At 68.4% G+C, this 16,100-nt stretch carries 12 protein-coding genes; 3 read left to right on the top strand and 9 right to left on the bottom strand.

Annotation, left to right across the window (positions count from 1 at the left end; translation table 11 throughout):
- Positions 1-13: 13 nt before the first annotated feature.
- The 5 genes from cax to CK951_RS17515 form a co-directional block, all read right to left on the bottom strand.
- Entirely contained in the window at positions 14-1,102 is a 1,089-nt protein-coding gene (cax, locus tag CK951_RS17535) for a calcium/proton exchanger (protein ID WP_096787523.1), read from the bottom strand.
- Between the two features lie 200 nt (positions 1,103-1,302).
- A complete protein-coding gene (gene aspT / locus CK951_RS17530; RefSeq protein ID WP_096787522.1) occupies positions 1,303-2,997 on the bottom strand; it encodes an aspartate-alanine antiporter in 1,695 nt (564 codons plus the stop codon).
- 127 nt (positions 2,998-3,124) lie between these two features.
- Entirely contained in the window at positions 3,125-4,816 is a 1,692-nt protein-coding gene (aspT, locus tag CK951_RS17525) for an aspartate-alanine antiporter (RefSeq protein ID WP_096787521.1), read from the bottom strand.
- A gap of 61 nt (positions 4,817-4,877) precedes the next feature.
- Positions 4,878-7,619 (bottom strand): decarboxylase, encoded by a 2,742-nt coding sequence (locus tag CK951_RS17520; RefSeq protein WP_096787520.1) that lies wholly within the window; start codon positions 7,617-7,619, stop codon positions 4,878-4,880.
- 142 nt (positions 7,620-7,761) lie between these two features.
- Complete coding sequence (locus CK951_RS17515; protein WP_096787519.1) at positions 7,762-8,022, bottom strand: hypothetical protein; 261 nt, start codon at positions 8,020-8,022, stop codon at positions 7,762-7,764.
- 122 nt (positions 8,023-8,144) lie between these two features.
- Here CK951_RS17515 and CK951_RS17510 point away from each other — a divergent pair, with 122 nt between their 5' ends.
- The 3 genes from CK951_RS17510 (at position 8,145) to CK951_RS17500 (ending at position 12,224) form a co-directional block, all read left to right on the top strand.
- Positions 8,145-9,752: a tetratricopeptide repeat protein gene (locus CK951_RS17510; RefSeq protein ID WP_096787518.1), complete on the top strand. Its 1,608-nt coding sequence runs from the start codon at positions 8,145-8,147 to the stop codon at positions 9,750-9,752.
- Positions 9,753-9,990: 238 nt separating this feature from the next.
- Positions 9,991-11,097: a porin gene (locus tag CK951_RS17505; RefSeq protein ID WP_096787517.1), complete on the top strand. Its 1,107-nt coding sequence runs from the start codon at positions 9,991-9,993 to the stop codon at positions 11,095-11,097.
- A 29-nt stretch (positions 11,098-11,126) separates the two neighbouring features.
- The gene (locus CK951_RS17500) at positions 11,127-12,224 is read left to right on the top strand and encodes an AI-2E family transporter (RefSeq protein WP_096787516.1); all 1,098 of its coding nucleotides are present in this window, start codon (positions 11,127-11,129) and stop codon (positions 12,222-12,224) included.
- Positions 12,225-12,477: 253 nt separating this feature from the next.
- Here CK951_RS17500 and CK951_RS17495 read toward each other — a convergent pair whose 3' ends face one another.
- Genes CK951_RS17495 through CK951_RS17480 form a run of 4 tightly spaced genes read right to left on the bottom strand, consistent with a single transcriptional unit; the run spans position 12,478 to position 15,773 of the window.
- Positions 12,478-13,215: an ABC transporter ATP-binding protein gene (locus CK951_RS17495; RefSeq protein ID WP_096787515.1), complete on the bottom strand. Its 738-nt coding sequence runs from the start codon at positions 13,213-13,215 to the stop codon at positions 12,478-12,480.
- Positions 13,212-14,261 carry an iron ABC transporter permease gene (locus CK951_RS17490; RefSeq protein WP_232520781.1) on the bottom strand — a complete coding sequence of 350 codons (1,050 nt, stop codon included), beginning with the start codon at positions 14,259-14,261 and terminating at the stop codon, positions 13,212-13,214. The genes CK951_RS17495 and CK951_RS17490 overlap by 4 nt, the downstream gene beginning before the upstream one ends.
- Positions 14,258-15,346, bottom strand: a complete 1,089-nt coding sequence (locus CK951_RS17485; protein ID WP_096787513.1) for an ABC transporter substrate-binding protein — start codon at positions 15,344-15,346, stop codon at positions 14,258-14,260. Before CK951_RS17485 ends, CK951_RS17490 begins: the two co-directional genes overlap by 4 nt.
- Before the next feature lie 46 nt (positions 15,347-15,392).
- Positions 15,393-15,773, bottom strand: coding sequence for a hypothetical protein (locus tag CK951_RS17480; RefSeq protein WP_096787512.1), 381 nt, complete (start codon positions 15,771-15,773; stop codon positions 15,393-15,395).
- Positions 15,774-16,100 lie beyond the last annotated feature (327 nt).

The following is a 16,100-nucleotide window of genomic DNA, read 5'->3' as shown; positions in this document are numbered from 1 at the left end:
TGCCGCGGGGTGGTCATTGCTGGGGTGGCAGGACGTAAAGGGTCATCGCGAAGATCGCATAGACCATGAGGACGAGGACACCGAGGAACCAGGCCGAATGGCCGCCCGCCGTCAGAAGCGTCGCGGAAAGTGCCGCGATCAGCATCATCACGACCGCCCCCGGCCAGAAGTCGAGGCCCATGGGCGCAGGTCCCACCACATGGCTCAGAAGCACGAGCAGAGGCCCGACGAACAGGGCGATCTGCGCGGCGCTGCCAAGGGCGATGCTGACGCTCAGGTCCAGCCGGTCCTTCCGGGCAGCCGAGAAGGCGCTTGCGAATTCGGCCGCGCCACCCACCAGCGCGACGACGATGAAGCCGACGAAGGCGGGCGTCAGGCCCATCGCCGCGCCCGCGACCTCGACGGACGCGACGAAGACATGGCTGACGAGCGCCACGAGCACGGTCGTGCCGGCCAGCGTGACGAGTGCCACGCCGATCGGCAGCGTCTCGCCATGGCCCTCGTGTTCCGCGCTGGCGAACTCCTGCCGGTGGGTGCCAAGCGAGAAGACGAGGCCGAGCACATAGCCACCGATCAGCAGGACCGCCAGCATGGTGCTGAGCGTCTGAAGCGCCGCCGGATCGGTGACCTGATCGGCCGAGGCGATGGCCGAGGGCACGAGCAGTGCGACCGTCGCGATGAAGAGAAGGCTCGCCTGCAGCCGTGCGCCGGCGAGGTTGAAGGTCTGCGTGTGGTGCTTGAGGCCGCCGAGAAGGAAGCAGGCGCCCAGCATGAAGAGCGTGTTGGTGACGATGGCCCCGGCAATCGAGGCCTTCACGAGCGCATACTGCCCCGCCGCAAGCGCGGTCAGCGCGATGACGAGTTCGGTGAGGTTCCCGAGCGTCGCGTTGATGAGCCCGCCCGCCGCGTCCCCGGTGCGCTCGGCGACCGACTCGGTTGCGAGGCTGAGAAGCGCAGCAAGCGGCACGATCGCGAGGACGGACAGCAGGAAGAGAAGCGTGTGCGCCCCGCTGTTCACCACCTCGACGACGAGGACGGCCGGGACGAAGACGAGAAGCCAGAGGAGCGGCGTTTCGGCGATCTTGCGGACCAGAGGGGTCATGTGCGCTGCCTGCCTATGCGGGTGAGGATGACGAGAAGCCCGCCAATGGCGTCAGGAGGATCATCCCCGCGGACACCAAGGGGGATCGGAACGCAGGACCGGCGGGCGCTCGGCCGCCGCCACCATGGCGGGCAGGGCGACGGCACGGGAGGCTGGAAATGCGAGACATCGATGTTTCCTTCTGTTCCGGCCGTCCCGCCTCAGCCGGCGGTCAGGATGACGATCACGGTTCCCCACAGTGTCAGCAGGATGTTCGAGATCGGATAGGCCGGAGTATAGCCCAGCACGGCCACGGGGCTTCCCGAGCGCTGCTGCACAGCCCCCATCGCCGCGGTCATGGTCAGCGAGCCGGCAAGCGCGCCAAGGAGAAGCACCGACTTCATCCCGAGGACGAAGCGGCCGAAGGCAAGGCCGATCAGGAGCGGGACCATCGTCACCGCGATGCCGCCGAGGAACAGGCCGATGCCGACCTCGCGGATGGCGTCGATGAACACGGGTCCCGCATGAAGTCCCGTCATCGCCACGAAGGAGGCAAGGCCAAGCGCGGTCATCAGCGATACCGCCCCGTCCGGGATGCGGCCGAAGAGCGGATGCCGGGTGCGAAGGTGCCCGACGACCAGCCCCGCGATCAGGGCGCCGACACTCGTTCCGAGCGCGATGACCGCGCCGCCGATCGTGATGCGGGCGAGGACGCCCACCAGGCCGCCCACGAAGATGGCGAGCCCAAGCACCACGAAATCGGTCGATGTGGTGGGCGCGATGACAGGGCCGAACCTCGGGGCAGCCGCATTGATCACGTCCTCGGGGCCGACGAGCGTGAGCACGTCGCCACGGGAAAGTTTCACCCCTCGGGCAATCGGCAGTTCCTGGGTGCCGCGTCGCAGGGTTCGTAGATAGATACCCCGCGTCCAGTCCTGCTGTGCGATCTTGCCGACGGTGACGCCGTCCATGTCGCGCTCGGACAACAGGACATCGACGGCCTTCACGGGCATGTCGAGAAGGTCGTCGTCGTCCACTTCCTCCGCGTGCCGCTCACTGAACTTCTCGACCAGCGCCTTGCGGCGCCCGCTGATTGCGATGACATCGCCCGCCTCGAGCACGAGGTCGAGCGCGGCCGGCATGATGGCCTTCCCGCGCCGGATCCGCTGGATGTAGAAGCGATCCGTCGCGTGGAGAAGCTCGGCCTCTCCCACGGTCAGACCGATGATCGCGGCCCCCGGCGGAACGAGGAAGGCGCGAAGCTCGAACGTATGGTAGCCCGACAGGACGCCCTGGCTGCCCTGATCGAGACCCAGTTCCGCCTCGATCGCCTTCGCATCCGCAACGATATCCGCCCCGAGGAGCTTGGGCGCGCCGACGCTGCAGAACCAGATCGCGCCGACGATACCGAAGATGTAGCAGACCGCGTCCGCCACGGCGATGTGGGCGACATAAAGCGCCCGCTGCTCCTCGGCGATGGCGAGGCGGTTCACGGCTTCCGTCGCCGTGCCCATCGCGGCGCTCTGGGTCAGCCCTCCCGACAGCAGGCCCGCGGAATAGCCGGGGTCGAGCCCGAGGAACCGGGACACGACATAGGCGCTGGCCAGTCCGGTTGTCGTGCAGACGAGCGCAAGGAGCAGCGACCTCAGCCCGTCGCGCTGCAAGGCCTGAAGGAACTGCGGCCCGACCGAATAGCCGATTCCGAAGAGGAAGAGGAGGAACAGGAAAGACTTCGCCATCCCCGAGATCGGCACCTCGGCGAACTGGCCGATGGCGAGGCCCGCAAGCAGCGAGCCCGTGACCGGGCCGAAGGCGAATCCGGCGATCCTGATGTCGCCCAGGATGTAGCCCACCCCGACGGCGAGGAAGACGGCCAGCTCCGGATAGGATTCAAGGAAATGCGTGAGCCAGCCCATGTCCGATCCGTCTCCCCTCTGCCGCCGGTCTCGTGATCCGGGGCGCCCCTGCCGCGGCGCCGGCGCCCGCCTGCGTCGCCGACACCGCCTTTTTCGGGCCGCCGGGGCGGCCCCTCGCGCCCCCGGATCACACCAGGAGCAGCACGATCACCAGCCCCCACAGCGTCAGGAGCGTGTTGCCCACCGCATAGGGCACCGTATAGCCCAGCATCGGCACGTCGCTTTTCGCGACCTCTCCCACCATCGCGACGGACGCGGTCGAGGTCCGCGCGCCGCCGCAGCAGCCGAGGTTGATCGCGTCGTCGAAGCGGAACAGGTACTTGCCGATCAGCGGCGCGAGGATCATCGGCATCCCGGTCGCGAAGAGACCCCAGAAGAAGATCCCGAAGCCCGCCTGCTGAAGACCGGCGACGAAGGTCGGGCCCGAGCTGATGCCTACGACCGCGATGAAGACGTTGAGGCCGACCGAGTTCATGAACCACAGCGTCGGTTGCGGCACGTTGCCGATCCACGGCTTCACGGTGCGCAGCCAGCCCACGAAGATCCCCGCGATCAGCGCGCCGCCCGAGGTGGAGAGCGTGATCGGAACGCCGCCGATGGGCAGGACGTAGGCGCCGATCAGGCCGCCGATCAGGATCGCGAGGCCCACGAGCACCATGTCGGTGATCGTCTGCGGCCGGTCGGCGAAGCCCGCCCGTTCCACGAAGCGCTGCACCTGCGCCTTGGCTCCCACGACGCGCAGGATGTCGCCCCGGTTGAGTTTCGTCCCGGGCAACAGCGGGATGTTCACCGACATCGCGCCCCGGCGGATCGAGTTGAGATAGAGGCCCCGGCTCATCGGATCGGTCGCGAGGGTTCCCAGTTCGACCCCGTCGAGTTCCTTCGCCGTGATGAGCACGTCCACCGCCTCGACCGGCACGTCGAGAAGCTCGCGGTCCTCGACCTCCTCCCCTTGGCCAAGCAGGTTCACCAGCACCTCGCGCCGCCCGGCGACGGCCACCACGTCACCGGCCATCAGCATGGTGTCCGGCGTGGTCTGGACCAGTTCGCCCCCGCGACGCAGGCGCTCGACGAAGATGCGTTCCCCCTTCGCCATCGCCTCGGCGGCGGCGATCTTCTTGCCGACAGCCGCGCCGCCCTCGCGGATCCGGTAGGCGCGCATCTCGCGCGCCCGCCAGGCGCTGGTGAAGTTGCTGTCCTTCTTCGCGCCGCCCAGAACCTCGCGCTCGTAGCGGGCGCAGGCCGCGGCGATGTCGGTGCGCAGGAGCTTCGGCCCGAGGAAGGCAAGGATCCAGCCCGTGCCGATGGTGCCGAAGAGGTAGGTGACGGCATAGGCCACGGGGATCAGGTCAAGCTGCGCCTTCGCCTCTTCGGGTGTCAGGCCCGAGGTGTTGATCGCATCCGTGGCAAGCCCGATCGAGGCCGAGATCGTCTGCGACCCGGCGATGAGCCCGGCGGCAAGGCCGGGGCCATAGCCCGAGACGATCGCGGCGATATAGACGCCCAGCAGGCAGAGCGCACAGATCACGACCGCGAACAGCGCCTGCGGTGCCCCGTCCGTCGCGATTCCGCGGACGAACTGCGGACCGACGCCGAAGCCCACCGCAAAGAGGAACATGATGAAGAAGATCGACTTGACCTGCGCCGAGATGTCGATGCCGATCTGCCCGATGATCACGCCCGCCAGCAGCGTGCCGGTGACGGCGCCGAGGCTGAAGCTGCCCAGCTTGCGCGTGCCGATCCAGTAACCCACCGCAAGCGTGAAGAAGATCGCAAGCGCGGGGTTCGCGCGCAGCGTCTCGGTAATGTAGTCCCACATGGTCCTGTCCTCGCTCGCCGGTCCGCCCGTCCTGACCGGCAGGGTTCCCTGTTGCGCCCGCCTATTTCCGGATGTGGTCCTTGGCGTGATCGGGGCGGATGAGCTTCAGCCCCTTGGCCCGTTCGAAGCCGTGGATCTCCTTCACGTCGAGCTTGCGCATGAAGTCGATCGTCTCCTTCGTGATGACCTGCCCCGGCACCATGATGGGAAAGCCCGGCGGATAGGGGATCACGAAATTGGCCGAGATCATCTCGGGGCCCTTCTCCAGCCGCGCATCCACGTCCGGGCTGTCGAGCGGAAGGTATTCGCAGCCCTCGGCGTAATAGGCGCTGTAGAAGGCCGAGCGCATGTCGCCTTCCCAGGTCGTCTTGCCCGCATCCCAGCGGAAGGCCTCGTGGAAGTGGCTGAAGTTCGGCAGGTCCGGCACGTCCTCCATCAGCGACTTCACCCGCGCCGCGAGGGCCTTCCTCGCATTCTCGCCTCCGCTGGCAAGGCCGCGGTCGATCTGGCCGCAGATCTCCAGCAGCACGCGGATCAGATGCGCCACGTCGCTGCGGGTGTTGTTGATGTTCGACTGCAGAAGCACCGAGTTCCGCGAGGTCTTGTTGAACTGGATGTCGTAGGCGTCGGCCATCAGCTTCTTGAACTGGGTTCCGTCGAAGCCCGCCGTGCCGCAGACCAGCGTCATGCGCGTGGGATCGAGGCAGAACTCGTCCTCGTGCATCGAGCGCACCTGCGTCTCCCAGTTGGTGCCCGGGGTGAAGAAGTCGGTGAAGCCGCTCTCGCGGTATTCGGCCGGGACCATGTCGTCGGCGCCCAGCACGCGGAAGTATTTCGAGATGACGGGGTGGGAGTTGACCTCGCGCCGGATGTCGAGCGCGATCTGGATCGCATTCGCGACAAGCCCGTAGCCTTCCAGCTCCATCTGTCGGCGCGCCACGTCGAGGCTCGCGATGATCTGCTGGTTGGGGCTCGTCGAGGCATGGGTGAACACCGCCTCGTGGAACTGTGCCTCGACCGACGCGAAGTCGATGTCCTTGACCAGAAGCATCGACCCCTGCCGCAGCGCCGACATCGACTTGTGGGTCGAATTCGTCTGGTAGACGCGCAGCCGGATCTTGCGCGGATCAGGGATGAGCCGCGTCTGCAGCAGCGCCTCGGCGGACGGGTCCGCCCCAAGCTCCTTCTGCTGCCGCTCGTAGGCCTCGACCGAGGCCGGATCGTTCATCCATGCCTCGATCGCCTCGGCCGCTCCCATCGCGGTGCGCGGCCGCAGGAAGGGCGACCAGCGGGCGAAGCCAAACCATGCCTCGTCCCAGAGGAAGATCAGGTCCGGCTTGATGGCCAGGCATTCCTCCATCACCCGCCGGGTGTTGTAGATGTGCCCGTCGAAGGTGCAGTTGGTCAGGTCCACCATCTTCGCCCGGTCGAGCCGCCCCTCGGCCTTCAGGTCGAGAAGCGCCTTCTTGATCGAGGCAAGCGGCACCGCGCCATACATGGAATAGGCGGTCATCGGATAGGCTTCGATATAGAGCGGCTGGCCGCCCGCCAGCACCAGCCCGTAGTGGTGCGACTTGTGGCAGTTGCGGTCGAGCAGCACGATGTCGCCCGGCGCGATCAGCGCCTGATGCACCATCTTGTTCGAGGTCGAGGTGCCGTTGGTCACGAAGAACACATGGTCCGCCCCGAAGGCGCGGGCGGCCATGTCCTGCGCCTCCTTGATGTTGCCCGTGGGCTCCAGAAGGCTGTCGAGGCCGCCGGTGGTGGCCGAGGATTCGGCCAGGAAGATGTTCAGCCCGTAGAATTCGCCCATGTCGCGGATCCAGTCGGACTTGAAGACCGACTTGCCCCGCGCGATCGGCAGCGCGTGGAAGGTGCTGATCGGCCGCATCGCGTATTTCTTCAGGTTGTCGAAGAACGGCGTGCGGAAGCGGTCGGCCACCCCCTCGAGCACGCAGAGGTGCAGTTCCAGCAGTTCCTCGACCGAATAGAGCACGCGGCGCACGTTCGCCGCCCGCGGGTCGCCCGCGACATGCTCGACCTGCCGGTCGGACAGAAGGTAGATGTCCAGTTCGGGCCGGATGCGCTTGATCGCATTGGCAAGCGACAAGGGCAGGTCGTCGCCCGCGATCTGAGCGGCGTCGAGCCCGGCCGAGGCCAGGAAGCTGCGCAGGATGGGCACGTCCTTGGCGGTGCGGTGGTCGAACCCTTCATAGAGGGTAACGGCGGCAATGGCCGGGTTCAGGACGACGGCGAGGATCGCATCCTCGAAGCTCGGGACCGGGACGCCCTCGTAGACCATCGCATCCTCGGGCCGCCTGAGCGCGCGAAGGCCGGCGATCATGTGCTCGGCCCGCGTTGCGGCGCCCGGGGCCACCACGAGCATCTCGAAGTAGGGGCGACGCGCGCGGCCGGGCGTCATCGTGGTGGAGCCGAGGTCCGGAGGCGCGTCGGCGGCCGCCTCGTCGGTTTCCCAGTCGTTCGCCTCCTCCTTGTAGGACCGGGTCAGGATGGCTTCCGAGATCCGCTGCGCGAGCGACGCGACCCCCGCCGCGTCCCCGCTTCCGATGCGCTTGGTCAGCGCCGCGAGGAGTGTCCGGCCGGGATAGGCGAAGAAGTCCTCGACCGAGGTCAGCAAGGCGAAGGCCTCGCGCACGGCCTCGGCGTCACCCGACCCCCGCGCCCAGTCCCGTGCCAGCGAATGGAGCCTGCGCCAGTTGTCGGCGCGCGCGCCGGGAATGGAGAAGAAGTGATCCGCGCTGGGTCCGGCCGCAGGTTGCGACGCCTGGTGGCGCTTGTTCATGGTGACCTCCCTGATGAACCGCCGACCGTCGGCCGGGGGTTCGGCTGATGTTCCTCGCAGAGAGCCTATGGCCCGGCACGGGGGCCGCTCCATTGCAGGCATGTATCTTACAGTTACGGCCGCCCCCGGGCCGGCCGCGGCCTCAGCAACCGGAGCTGCGCGCGTCGGACCGCGCGTTCAGGTAGGCCAGAAGCTCGATCTCGAGCTCGTCGCGCAGGGCGCGAAGCTCGCGCGCGGCATCGCTTCTGCCCGCATCCTCCGGCAAGCCGGAGCCGATGCGGGACCTGTACGCCAGACCAAGGTCCTCGCAGATCGACCGGAAATGGGTATCCTTGAGGCAAAGGCGGCGTATGTCGTTCGCCCGCTCGGGGAAGCGGGCCAGAACGTCATCCAGATCAAACATGGCATCGCCCGAACGCTATGCTGCCATAGATCAATAGCTCACGGTGACTCGTCAGGGCCAGTATGTTACCGTTACCGCCACGGGAACGGACAAGTTGCACGAGTGACCAGAGCGAGGGCGACATGGACGATGATGCAGCGGTGCCGCCGGACATGGTTCTCGCAGAACTCGACCGCATCCTCCGGTCGCCGAGTTTCCAGACCACGGACAGGAACCGCCGCTTCCTGAGATATGTGGTCGAGGAAACGCTGGCCGGGCGGGGCGAGCGCATCAAGGCCTACAGCATCGGGACAAGCGTGTTCGGGCGCGGCGACGGCTTCGATCCCCAGCAGGATCCGATCGTGCGCATCGAGGCGGGACGCCTCCGGCGCTCGCTCCAGTATCACTACCTCACCCACGGCACCGAAACCGGACTCCGCATCACGATCCCGAAGGGCAGCTACATGCCGTCGTTCGAGCTCGACCAGCCGAGCCGACCGGGCACGCAGCCGCCCGACCTGCATTCCCGCGCGCCGCATGTCATGGTCCGCTCGTTCGAGCAGCAGTGCTGGTCCGCGGACTGGCCCGATCTGGCGCGGACCCTCACGCTGCAGGTGATCTCGGCGCTTACCCGCTTCACCGAGCTTTTCGTCTACGGCTTCGGGACGAGCACCGCGCTGTCGGAAGCGGACAGGGAAGCGCGGGTCGAGATCGACTACGAGCTGACGGGCAACCTGACGATCACGCAGTCGGCCATTCGGGCGGAGTTCCTGCTGCAGAACGCGCACGAGGGCCGCTACATCTGGTCCCACAGCATCGAGCGCGTGATCGGGCCGTCGCTGGATCCTGCGGAACTCGTGTCGGTCTGCGCGGGGATCGCGGGCGAGGTGGCATCGCTCATCGCGCAGCGCGACGGGATCATGGACAGCCAGGCGCGGGAGATGGCGGGCCGGATGCCGGCACAGTTCGCCGCCTACCAGAAGCTGGTCGATTTCCAGGACTACTGGCGCACGGTGGACTTCACCCGGTTCGAGCCCCTGCGTCAGGACCTCGAACGCGTGATCGCCGAGGACCCCCAGTTCGCCACGGGACATGCCTGCCTCGCCCTGCTCTACAGCGACGCGGCGCGCTACGGACTGGACTGCGGGCCCGATCATCCGCGGCCGATCGAGCGGGCGCTCGCCCTTGCGAAACGGGCCGTCCAGCTCGCGCCGAGGTCGGGGCGCGCGCATCATGCGCTTGGTGTGGCGGAATGGTTCTCGGGCTACCCCGAGAAGGCCATCGAGACGCTGAAGGTCGCCTGCGCGCTCAACCCGAACGACAGCGAGCTGAACGCCGAACTGGGATTTCGCAGCGCGGCCCGCATGGACTGGGACGTCGCCGTTCCCTTGCTCACAGCCTCGTTCCAGCGCAACCCGCTGCAAAGCGAGCAGTATCGCATGGGCCTCTTTCTCTACCATTTTGCCCAAGGCAATTACGAGCAGGCATTGACCGAGGCGCGATCCATCAATGCGCCGTCGGTTGCCCAGACACATATCGCCTGTGCGGTGTCGCTGATCCCGCTCGGGCGCCATGACGAGGCCATGGCTTGTCTCGAGGAAGCGGAACGGATCTCGCCCGGCCTGCTGGGCCGCCTCCGCGAGGATCTGGCGTTTCGCCAGATCCACCCGGACCTGATTTCCATGATCGTCGATACCATCGGACCGCTGCGGGGCCGGACCGCGGCCATCGCACAGTCGGGCGTGCGTTAACGGTAACTTACTGCCGCACCCTTAGAAGGTGGAAGCCGCCCCCCTAGACTGGCGAAGCCGAGCGTTCCGGGAGAGGATCATGGAGGCCGCCGAGGAAGCCGAGACCCTGCACGCGCAGCGTCCACCGGGGGCCGCGGCCTTTGCCATCCGCGTGATGATGAGCCTGCCCATGCCTCCATTCGGACCGACGGCACCCTGATTGCCGGACCGCGACCCTTCAGGCGGGGAGATACCTACGATGCGACTGAAATGCGCGCTGATCACCCTACCGCTGATGGCCGTGCTGACCCTGCCGGCCCATGCCGCGGATCTGACCTTCTCGAACGCCGCGGGGACGACCGTCACCTTCTACGGGCAGGTCAACCTGACCTATCAGGGTGTCGACGACGGCAGGGACACCTACGACAGCTTCGTCGACAACTCGAACTCGACGAGCCGCGTCGGCTTCTGGATCGACGGCAAGCTCTTCGACAACCGCTTCCGCTTCAACCTCGAGACCGGTCTTGGCATCAAGAACACAGCCGAAACCAGCCAGACCGAGGACGCCAACTGGATCGACTGGCAGCGGACCGACATCCGCAAGCTCGAGGTGGTCTCCTCGGGCAACTTCGGCGCGATCTGGCTTGGTCAGGGCAGCATGGCGACGGACGGCGCGGCCGAGGTCGACAACTCCGGCACGAGCCTCGCGGGATACTCGAACCTTGCCGACACGGCCGGCGGCTTCTTCTTCCGCGACGGAGAGGCCCTGTCGGACGTCACGATCGGCGGCGTCTTCAGGAACCTCGACGGGTCGCGCAGATTCCGCCTGCGCTACGACACGCCCGAGTTTTCCGGCTTCACGATCTCGGCCGCCGCCGGAACCGACGTGCTGAGCGAGGACGACGACGCGACCTACTACGACGCCGCCCTGCGCTACGGCCATGAGAACGACACCTTCGCCCTCGATGCGGCGATGGGCTATTCCTGGAAGGACGACGACGGCGAGATGACCGAGCAGGCGCTGGCCTCCGCCTCGGCCACGCATCTGCCCTCGGGCCTCAACCTGACGCTCGCGATGGGCGAGCAGATGTCGGACGAGGGTCAGTATCTCTATGCCAAGCTCGGGTGGCGCGGGGATCTCGTCCCGGTCGGCGAGACGGCGATCGCTGCGGATATCTACGACGGCAGCGACTTCGGCACGGTCGGATCGGAGTCCGGGTCCTGGGGCGTCACGGCCGTCCAGCAGTTCGCCGACATCGGGCTTGAGGCCTTCCTCGGCTACCGCGTCTATGACCATGATGATGTCCCGGGGGCTGATTACGAGGATATCAGCACGGTCCTCGTCGGCGCGCGCTGGAAGTTCTGACGCGTGTCGCTACGCAAGAGGGGGGCGCCGTGACCGACAAGCCGCCGGTGTGGGGGGAGGAGGTCGAGGGCCGGATCGCCGACCTTGCCATTCGCCTCGTCGTCCTGGGTTTCTTCGTCCACTGGTCGCTGGTGCTTGTCCGGCCCTTCGCGTCCATCTTCATCTGGGCCGCCATCCTCGCCGTGACGCTGGCGCCCCTGCACCTCATGCTGGCGCGGCGCTTCGGCGGCCGGCCGAGGCTTGCGGCGGCGCTGGTCTGCATCGGCCTGCTTGCCCTTCTGATCGGACCCGTGGCCGCCCTTGTCGACAACTTCATCGGCTCGGTGATGGCGCTCGCCTCCCGCGCGCAGGGCGGGACGCTTTCGTTGCCGCCGCCGCCCGCTCGCCTCGCCGACGTGCCGCTTGTCGGCGACAGGCTGAGCGAGGCGTGGCACCTCGCCGCGACGAACCTCGACGAGGCCCTTCTGCGCTATCGCGACATGCTCGCGCCCATCGGGATGAAGGCGCTGGGGGTTCTTTCCTCGCTCAGTTTCGACCTCGTCAAGTTCATGGCCGCAATCGTCATCGCGGGGTTCCTTCTGGTGAAGGGGCGCACGATGGTCGAGGGCGGCCGGCTTCTTGCGCGCCGACTGATCCCACCGCGCGGCGGCCATTTCGTCGACCTTGCCGGCGCGACGGTGCGCAACGTCTCGCGCGGAGTGGTGGGCGTGGCGCTCCTCCAGGCCATCCTGATCGGCCTCGCCTTCGAGGTGGCGGGGGTGCCGGCCGCAGGCCTGCTCGCCTTCGCCGTCCTCATCCTCTGCATCGTGCAGATCGGCCCCGGGATCGTCGTGCTTCCGGTGATCGTCTGGGCGTGGCTCACCTTCGACACCGTCCCTGCCGCCGCGCTGACGGCGATCCTCCTGGCGCTCACGCTCATGGACAATGTGCTGAAGCCCATCCTCATGGGCCGGGGTTCATCGACCCCGACACTTGTCATCTTCCTCGGGGTGGTGGGCGGGACGCTGTCCTACGGGCTCATCGGGCTGTTCCTCGGCCCGATCGTCCTTGGCGTGTTCTATGACCTGCTCGTCGCGTGGGTCGCCCCGCGCGAGCCCGCCACGGATGGCGGACAGGATGGGCCCTGAGGCGCCACCGCGCGAGAAGGTCGGGGGCCGCGTGGTTCGAAGCCGGCCCCCATCCTCATCGCCCGCCTGTGCGGCGACGGCACGACCGTGCAGGGCGCCCTGACGCCGGAGCCCCGCCCCGGGGTTACGCTGCCGGACGGCGACAGGTGCACCGTCGCCCTTCCGAGGTCCATCGGACGCCCTGAGGCTTCGGGTGCCGCGACCGCGGGGCGAACGCCGGCATCGGGATCGGGCCATGCGACCCCGGCGGGCATCAGTGCGGCACGATCACGGGACGGCCCTCGCGCGAGGCGAGGATCTCGACGCCGATCCGCCAGGTGCGGCTGACGCGCGGCTCGTCCAGGACCTCGGCCGGAGGCCCCTCGGCCACCAGCTCTCCCGCCTCCACCAGAAGCAGGCGGTCGCAGAAGCGTGCCGCCATCGTCAGGTCGTGCAGTGCCGCCAGAACCACGCCGCCGGTTTCCCCGGCATGCGCCCGGACATGGCGAAGCACCTGCAACTGGTGGTGCAGGTCAAGCGCGCTCGTCGGCTCATCGAGGACCAGCAGGACCGGCCGGCGCAGCAGCCGCTGTGCCAGCAACACCAGCTGCTGCTGGCCGCCCGAGAGCGCCTCCATCGGCCGGTCGGAGAGCGCAGACAGGCCAAATCGCGCCAGCATCCGCTCGGCCGCCGCCACCTGGTCGGGAAGGACGCGCCAGCCGAGGCTTTCGCGCTGCCCCAGCAGCAGGCATTCGAGCACCGTCAGCCGCGAGCGCACCGCAAAGCTCTGCGGGAGGAAACCGACCTCCCGCGTGCTCAGCGGACGGCCCTGCCAGCGCACCCGCCCGGCCGCGGGCAGAAGCCCCGCCACCGCGGCGAGCAGGCTGGACTTGCCGGCGCCGTTCGGCCCCACCACGCCGGCCACGCAGCCGGGCGGCAGGGAAAAGTCCGCCGGCGCCAGCACCTCGCGCCGGCCCCGGCGGACGGACAGGTCCTCGACGTGGAGGCTCATGATCTTCCCCCTTCCTTCAGGATCACCGCCAGCAACATGGGGATGCCGGCGATGGCGGTGATGATGCCCACCGGGATCACGGCTCCGGGCGAGATCAGCTTGCCCGCGACCGAAGCCGCCACCAGCAGCACCGCGCCCATCAGGGCGGCCGCGGGCAGGGCGAAGCGATGATCCTCGCCCACCATGCGCCGGGCGACGTGGGGCGCGATCAGGCCGATGAAGCCGATGGTGCCGGTGAAGCTGACGGCGCCCGCCGTCAGCAGCGCCACCAGCACGAAGCATCGCCGCCGCAGCCGCTCGATGTCGAGGCCGAGGCTTGATGCATTTGCCTCGCCCAGCCGCAGCGCGGTCAGGTTCCAGACGTCGCGTGCGAGGATCGGCACCGCGATGCACAGGATCAGCAGGATCGCCTGAACCGAAGTCCAGCTCGATTTCAGCAGGCTTCCGAACAGCCAGAACACGATCTGCTGCAGCACCTCGGGTGCGGCAAGGAACTGGAGAAGCGACTGCAGCGACTGGAAGAAGAACAGCGTCGCGATGCCGGCCAGCACCAGCACCTCTGGCGAGGCGCCGCGGAAACGCGCGACCAGATAGACGAGGCCGCAGGCCAGCAACGTCATCGCGAAGGCTGCGCCGGGGACGACGATCCACACCGCGAGCGGCAGCAGCCCGCCGAACATGATGCCAAGTGCCGCGCCGAACCCCGCCGCGGCCGAGAAGCCCAGCGTGTAGGGGCTGGCCAGCGGGTTGGCGAGGATGGTCTGCATCACGAGGCCCGCGATCCCGAGGCTCGCGCCCACCAGCGTGCCGGTGAGGGTCTGCGGCATCCGGAGCTGCCAGAGGATCGTGGCCGCGCCGCGGTCGGCGCCGTCGGGGCCGGCGGCAAGCGCCTCCAGCACCTTGCCCAGCGGCATCCCGGACGGGCCGGTGACGAGATCGGCCAGCGCCAGCGCAAGAAGCGCCAGCGTGGCGGCGCCAAGCACCGCCAGCCGGCCCGCGCTCTCGCGGCGGATGGCCCCGCCTTCCATCGAGAGCGCGACAGTCATTTCGCCTGCACCACGAAGGGGCCGTTCGGCTCGACCGGCAGCCAGTCCGCATAGAACTCAGCCAGTTCCGCCGCGGGATCGACGTCGGCGAAGGCGGCGGGATGCAGCGCCTTGGCGATGGCGCGGGCGTAGACGTAGTCCGACAGGGTGCGCGCGCCGCCGTGGTAGATGGCGTAGACGCGACCCTCGCGCACCGCCGGCAAGTCTGCCCAGCCGGGGCGCCGCAGATAGGCCGCGATCCGATCCTGCGCCAGCGCCTCGTCCTGCCCGAAGCCGAGCAGCACGGCCTCGGGCTTGTTCTTCCACTCCGATCCGGCCAGCAGGATCACCTCGGGCTGGCGGGCCAGCACGTATTCCGGCGACAGCGGGCCCCAGTTCTCGATCTGGCCCGTCGCGATGTTCTCGCCGCCGACGCCTTCGATCACGCCGGCCCACATGCCCTTGCCGTAGGAATTGCCGACCTCGCCCGGCCCCTTCTGGGCCAGCTCCACATAGACCGTGTGGCGCGGCGCATCAGATGCGGCCACGCGTGCGGCGGTATCCTGCATCTTCCGTTCATAGAGCGCGGCCAGCTTCTCCGCGCGCTCCGGCTCGCCCATCACCGCGCCGAGCAGGCGGGTGGAGGCGACGTGTGCCGCCACGGTCTGCGCGTTGTAGTCGATCGCCACGACCGGGATGCCGGCCGCCTCGAGCTGTGCCACTCCCTCGCCGAGCGTGTCGAACTGCCAGCCCGCGAGGATGGCGAGGTCCGGCCGGGCGGCAATGGCGGCCTCGACCGAGAAAGTGCCTGTCTCGGTGTCGCCCACGTCGGGCAGGGTTGCGAGCGCGGGCAGCGCCGCGGTGTAGGCCGCCCACTGCCCGGGCCGCCAGTCCGCCCAGGGCGTCCTGGACAGGGCGGCGATCCTTTCCGCACCGCGGGGGCCGGTGACGGCCAGGAAATCCTCGTAGTTGAAGCCCAGAAGCACGTGCCGGGCGGGTTGTTCCAGCGTGACGGTGCGGCCGCGCAGGTCGGTGACGTTGATGTCGGCAAGCGCGGGAAGGGCGAGCGCGCAGAGGGCGCCCCCCAGAAGAAGGGTGGTCTTCATTGGTCCGATCCGGTTCGGGGGCGCGCAGCGGCGCCGGTTCCATCGTTCAGGCGGAAGGGAAGCCCGAAACCGGAGGGCCGCGCGCCTGTGCGGGTCGAAGCGAGCGGAGGTCGGCAAAGGTGGCTGCCAGCGGCGGGGCGAGCCTTGTGTAGCGGATCGCGACGAAGCCATGCGCCGCCGGCGCGGTCTCGGGCGAGGCGCCCGCGATCAGGTGGCAGAGGACGCAGCCGCCCTCGTCGCCCGCGACGGGCTGGCTGCCCCCGTCGTGGCAGATCTCCATCCCCGCCACGGCCGAGGCGAACAGCTCGGCCTGCGTCAGTGGCAGGGCGCCCGGCCGGAAGGCGAGCAGGGCCAAGGCTGCCAGCAGCGTCAGAAGAAGGACCCGCGCCGCGCCGCTTCGGAACGGAAGGCGGAGCGCGCGCACCATCAGGCGGCCTCGCCGGGGGAAGGGCGGACGGCTGCCGCCGGCGTCCCGGCCGCGCCACGCCCCCCTTGCGGAGCGGCATGCGCGGAGAGGCGTCCGAAGATGCGCAGGTGCCTGTTCATGGCACCTTTCTAGCATCCTTCGGGCCCTTGAGGTTGCGCCCGATCAAACTTTTTCGGCCACCCGGATCGGCGCGCGGGCTCGTCCCCCCGTCAGGTCCGACGGTGAAGGACGGGCTTGCGACGGAAGGACCGGCTGCGGAGCGGGAAGGAGGACGCGCCACGCCGCCGGTTCACGGCGCCTCCGATGCACAGGCCCATCCCTGCCGCG

The sequence above is a fragment of the Rhodobacter sp. CZR27 genome (genome assembly GCF_002407205.1).
Taxonomy (GTDB): Bacteria; Pseudomonadota; Alphaproteobacteria; order Rhodobacterales; family Rhodobacteraceae; genus Cereibacter_A.
This window is presented reverse-complemented; position numbering and strand designations above follow the sequence as displayed.

Coding starts and splice junctions, on each gene's coding strand:
- cax (WP_096787523.1), bottom strand. CDS start 1,102: ATGACCCCTCTGGTCCGCAAGATCGCCGAAACGCCGCTCCTCTGGCTT.
- aspT (WP_096787522.1), bottom strand. CDS start 2,997: ATGGGCTGGCTCACGCATTTCCTTGAATCCTATCCGGAGCTGGCCGTC.
- aspT (WP_096787521.1), bottom strand. CDS start 4,816: ATGTGGGACTACATTACCGAGACGCTGCGCGCGAACCCCGCGCTTGCG.
- CK951_RS17520 (WP_096787520.1), bottom strand. CDS start 7,619: ATGAACAAGCGCCACCAGGCGTCGCAACCTGCGGCCGGACCCAGCGCG.
- CK951_RS17515 (WP_096787519.1), bottom strand. CDS start 8,022: ATGTTTGATCTGGATGACGTTCTGGCCCGCTTCCCCGAGCGGGCGAAC.
- CK951_RS17510 (WP_096787518.1), top strand. CDS start 8,145: ATGGACGATGATGCAGCGGTGCCGCCGGACATGGTTCTCGCAGAACTC.
- CK951_RS17505 (WP_096787517.1), top strand. CDS start 9,991: ATGCGACTGAAATGCGCGCTGATCACCCTACCGCTGATGGCCGTGCTG.
- CK951_RS17495 (WP_096787515.1), bottom strand. CDS start 13,215: ATGAGCCTCCACGTCGAGGACCTGTCCGTCCGCCGGGGCCGGCGCGAG.
- CK951_RS17490 (WP_232520781.1), bottom strand. CDS start 14,261: ATGACTGTCGCGCTCTCGATGGAAGGCGGGGCCATCCGCCGCGAGAGC.
- CK951_RS17485 (WP_096787513.1), bottom strand. CDS start 15,346: ATGAAGACCACCCTTCTTCTGGGGGGCGCCCTCTGCGCGCTCGCCCTT.
- CK951_RS17480 (WP_096787512.1), bottom strand. CDS start 15,773: ATGGTGCGCGCGCTCCGCCTTCCGTTCCGAAGCGGCGCGGCGCGGGTC.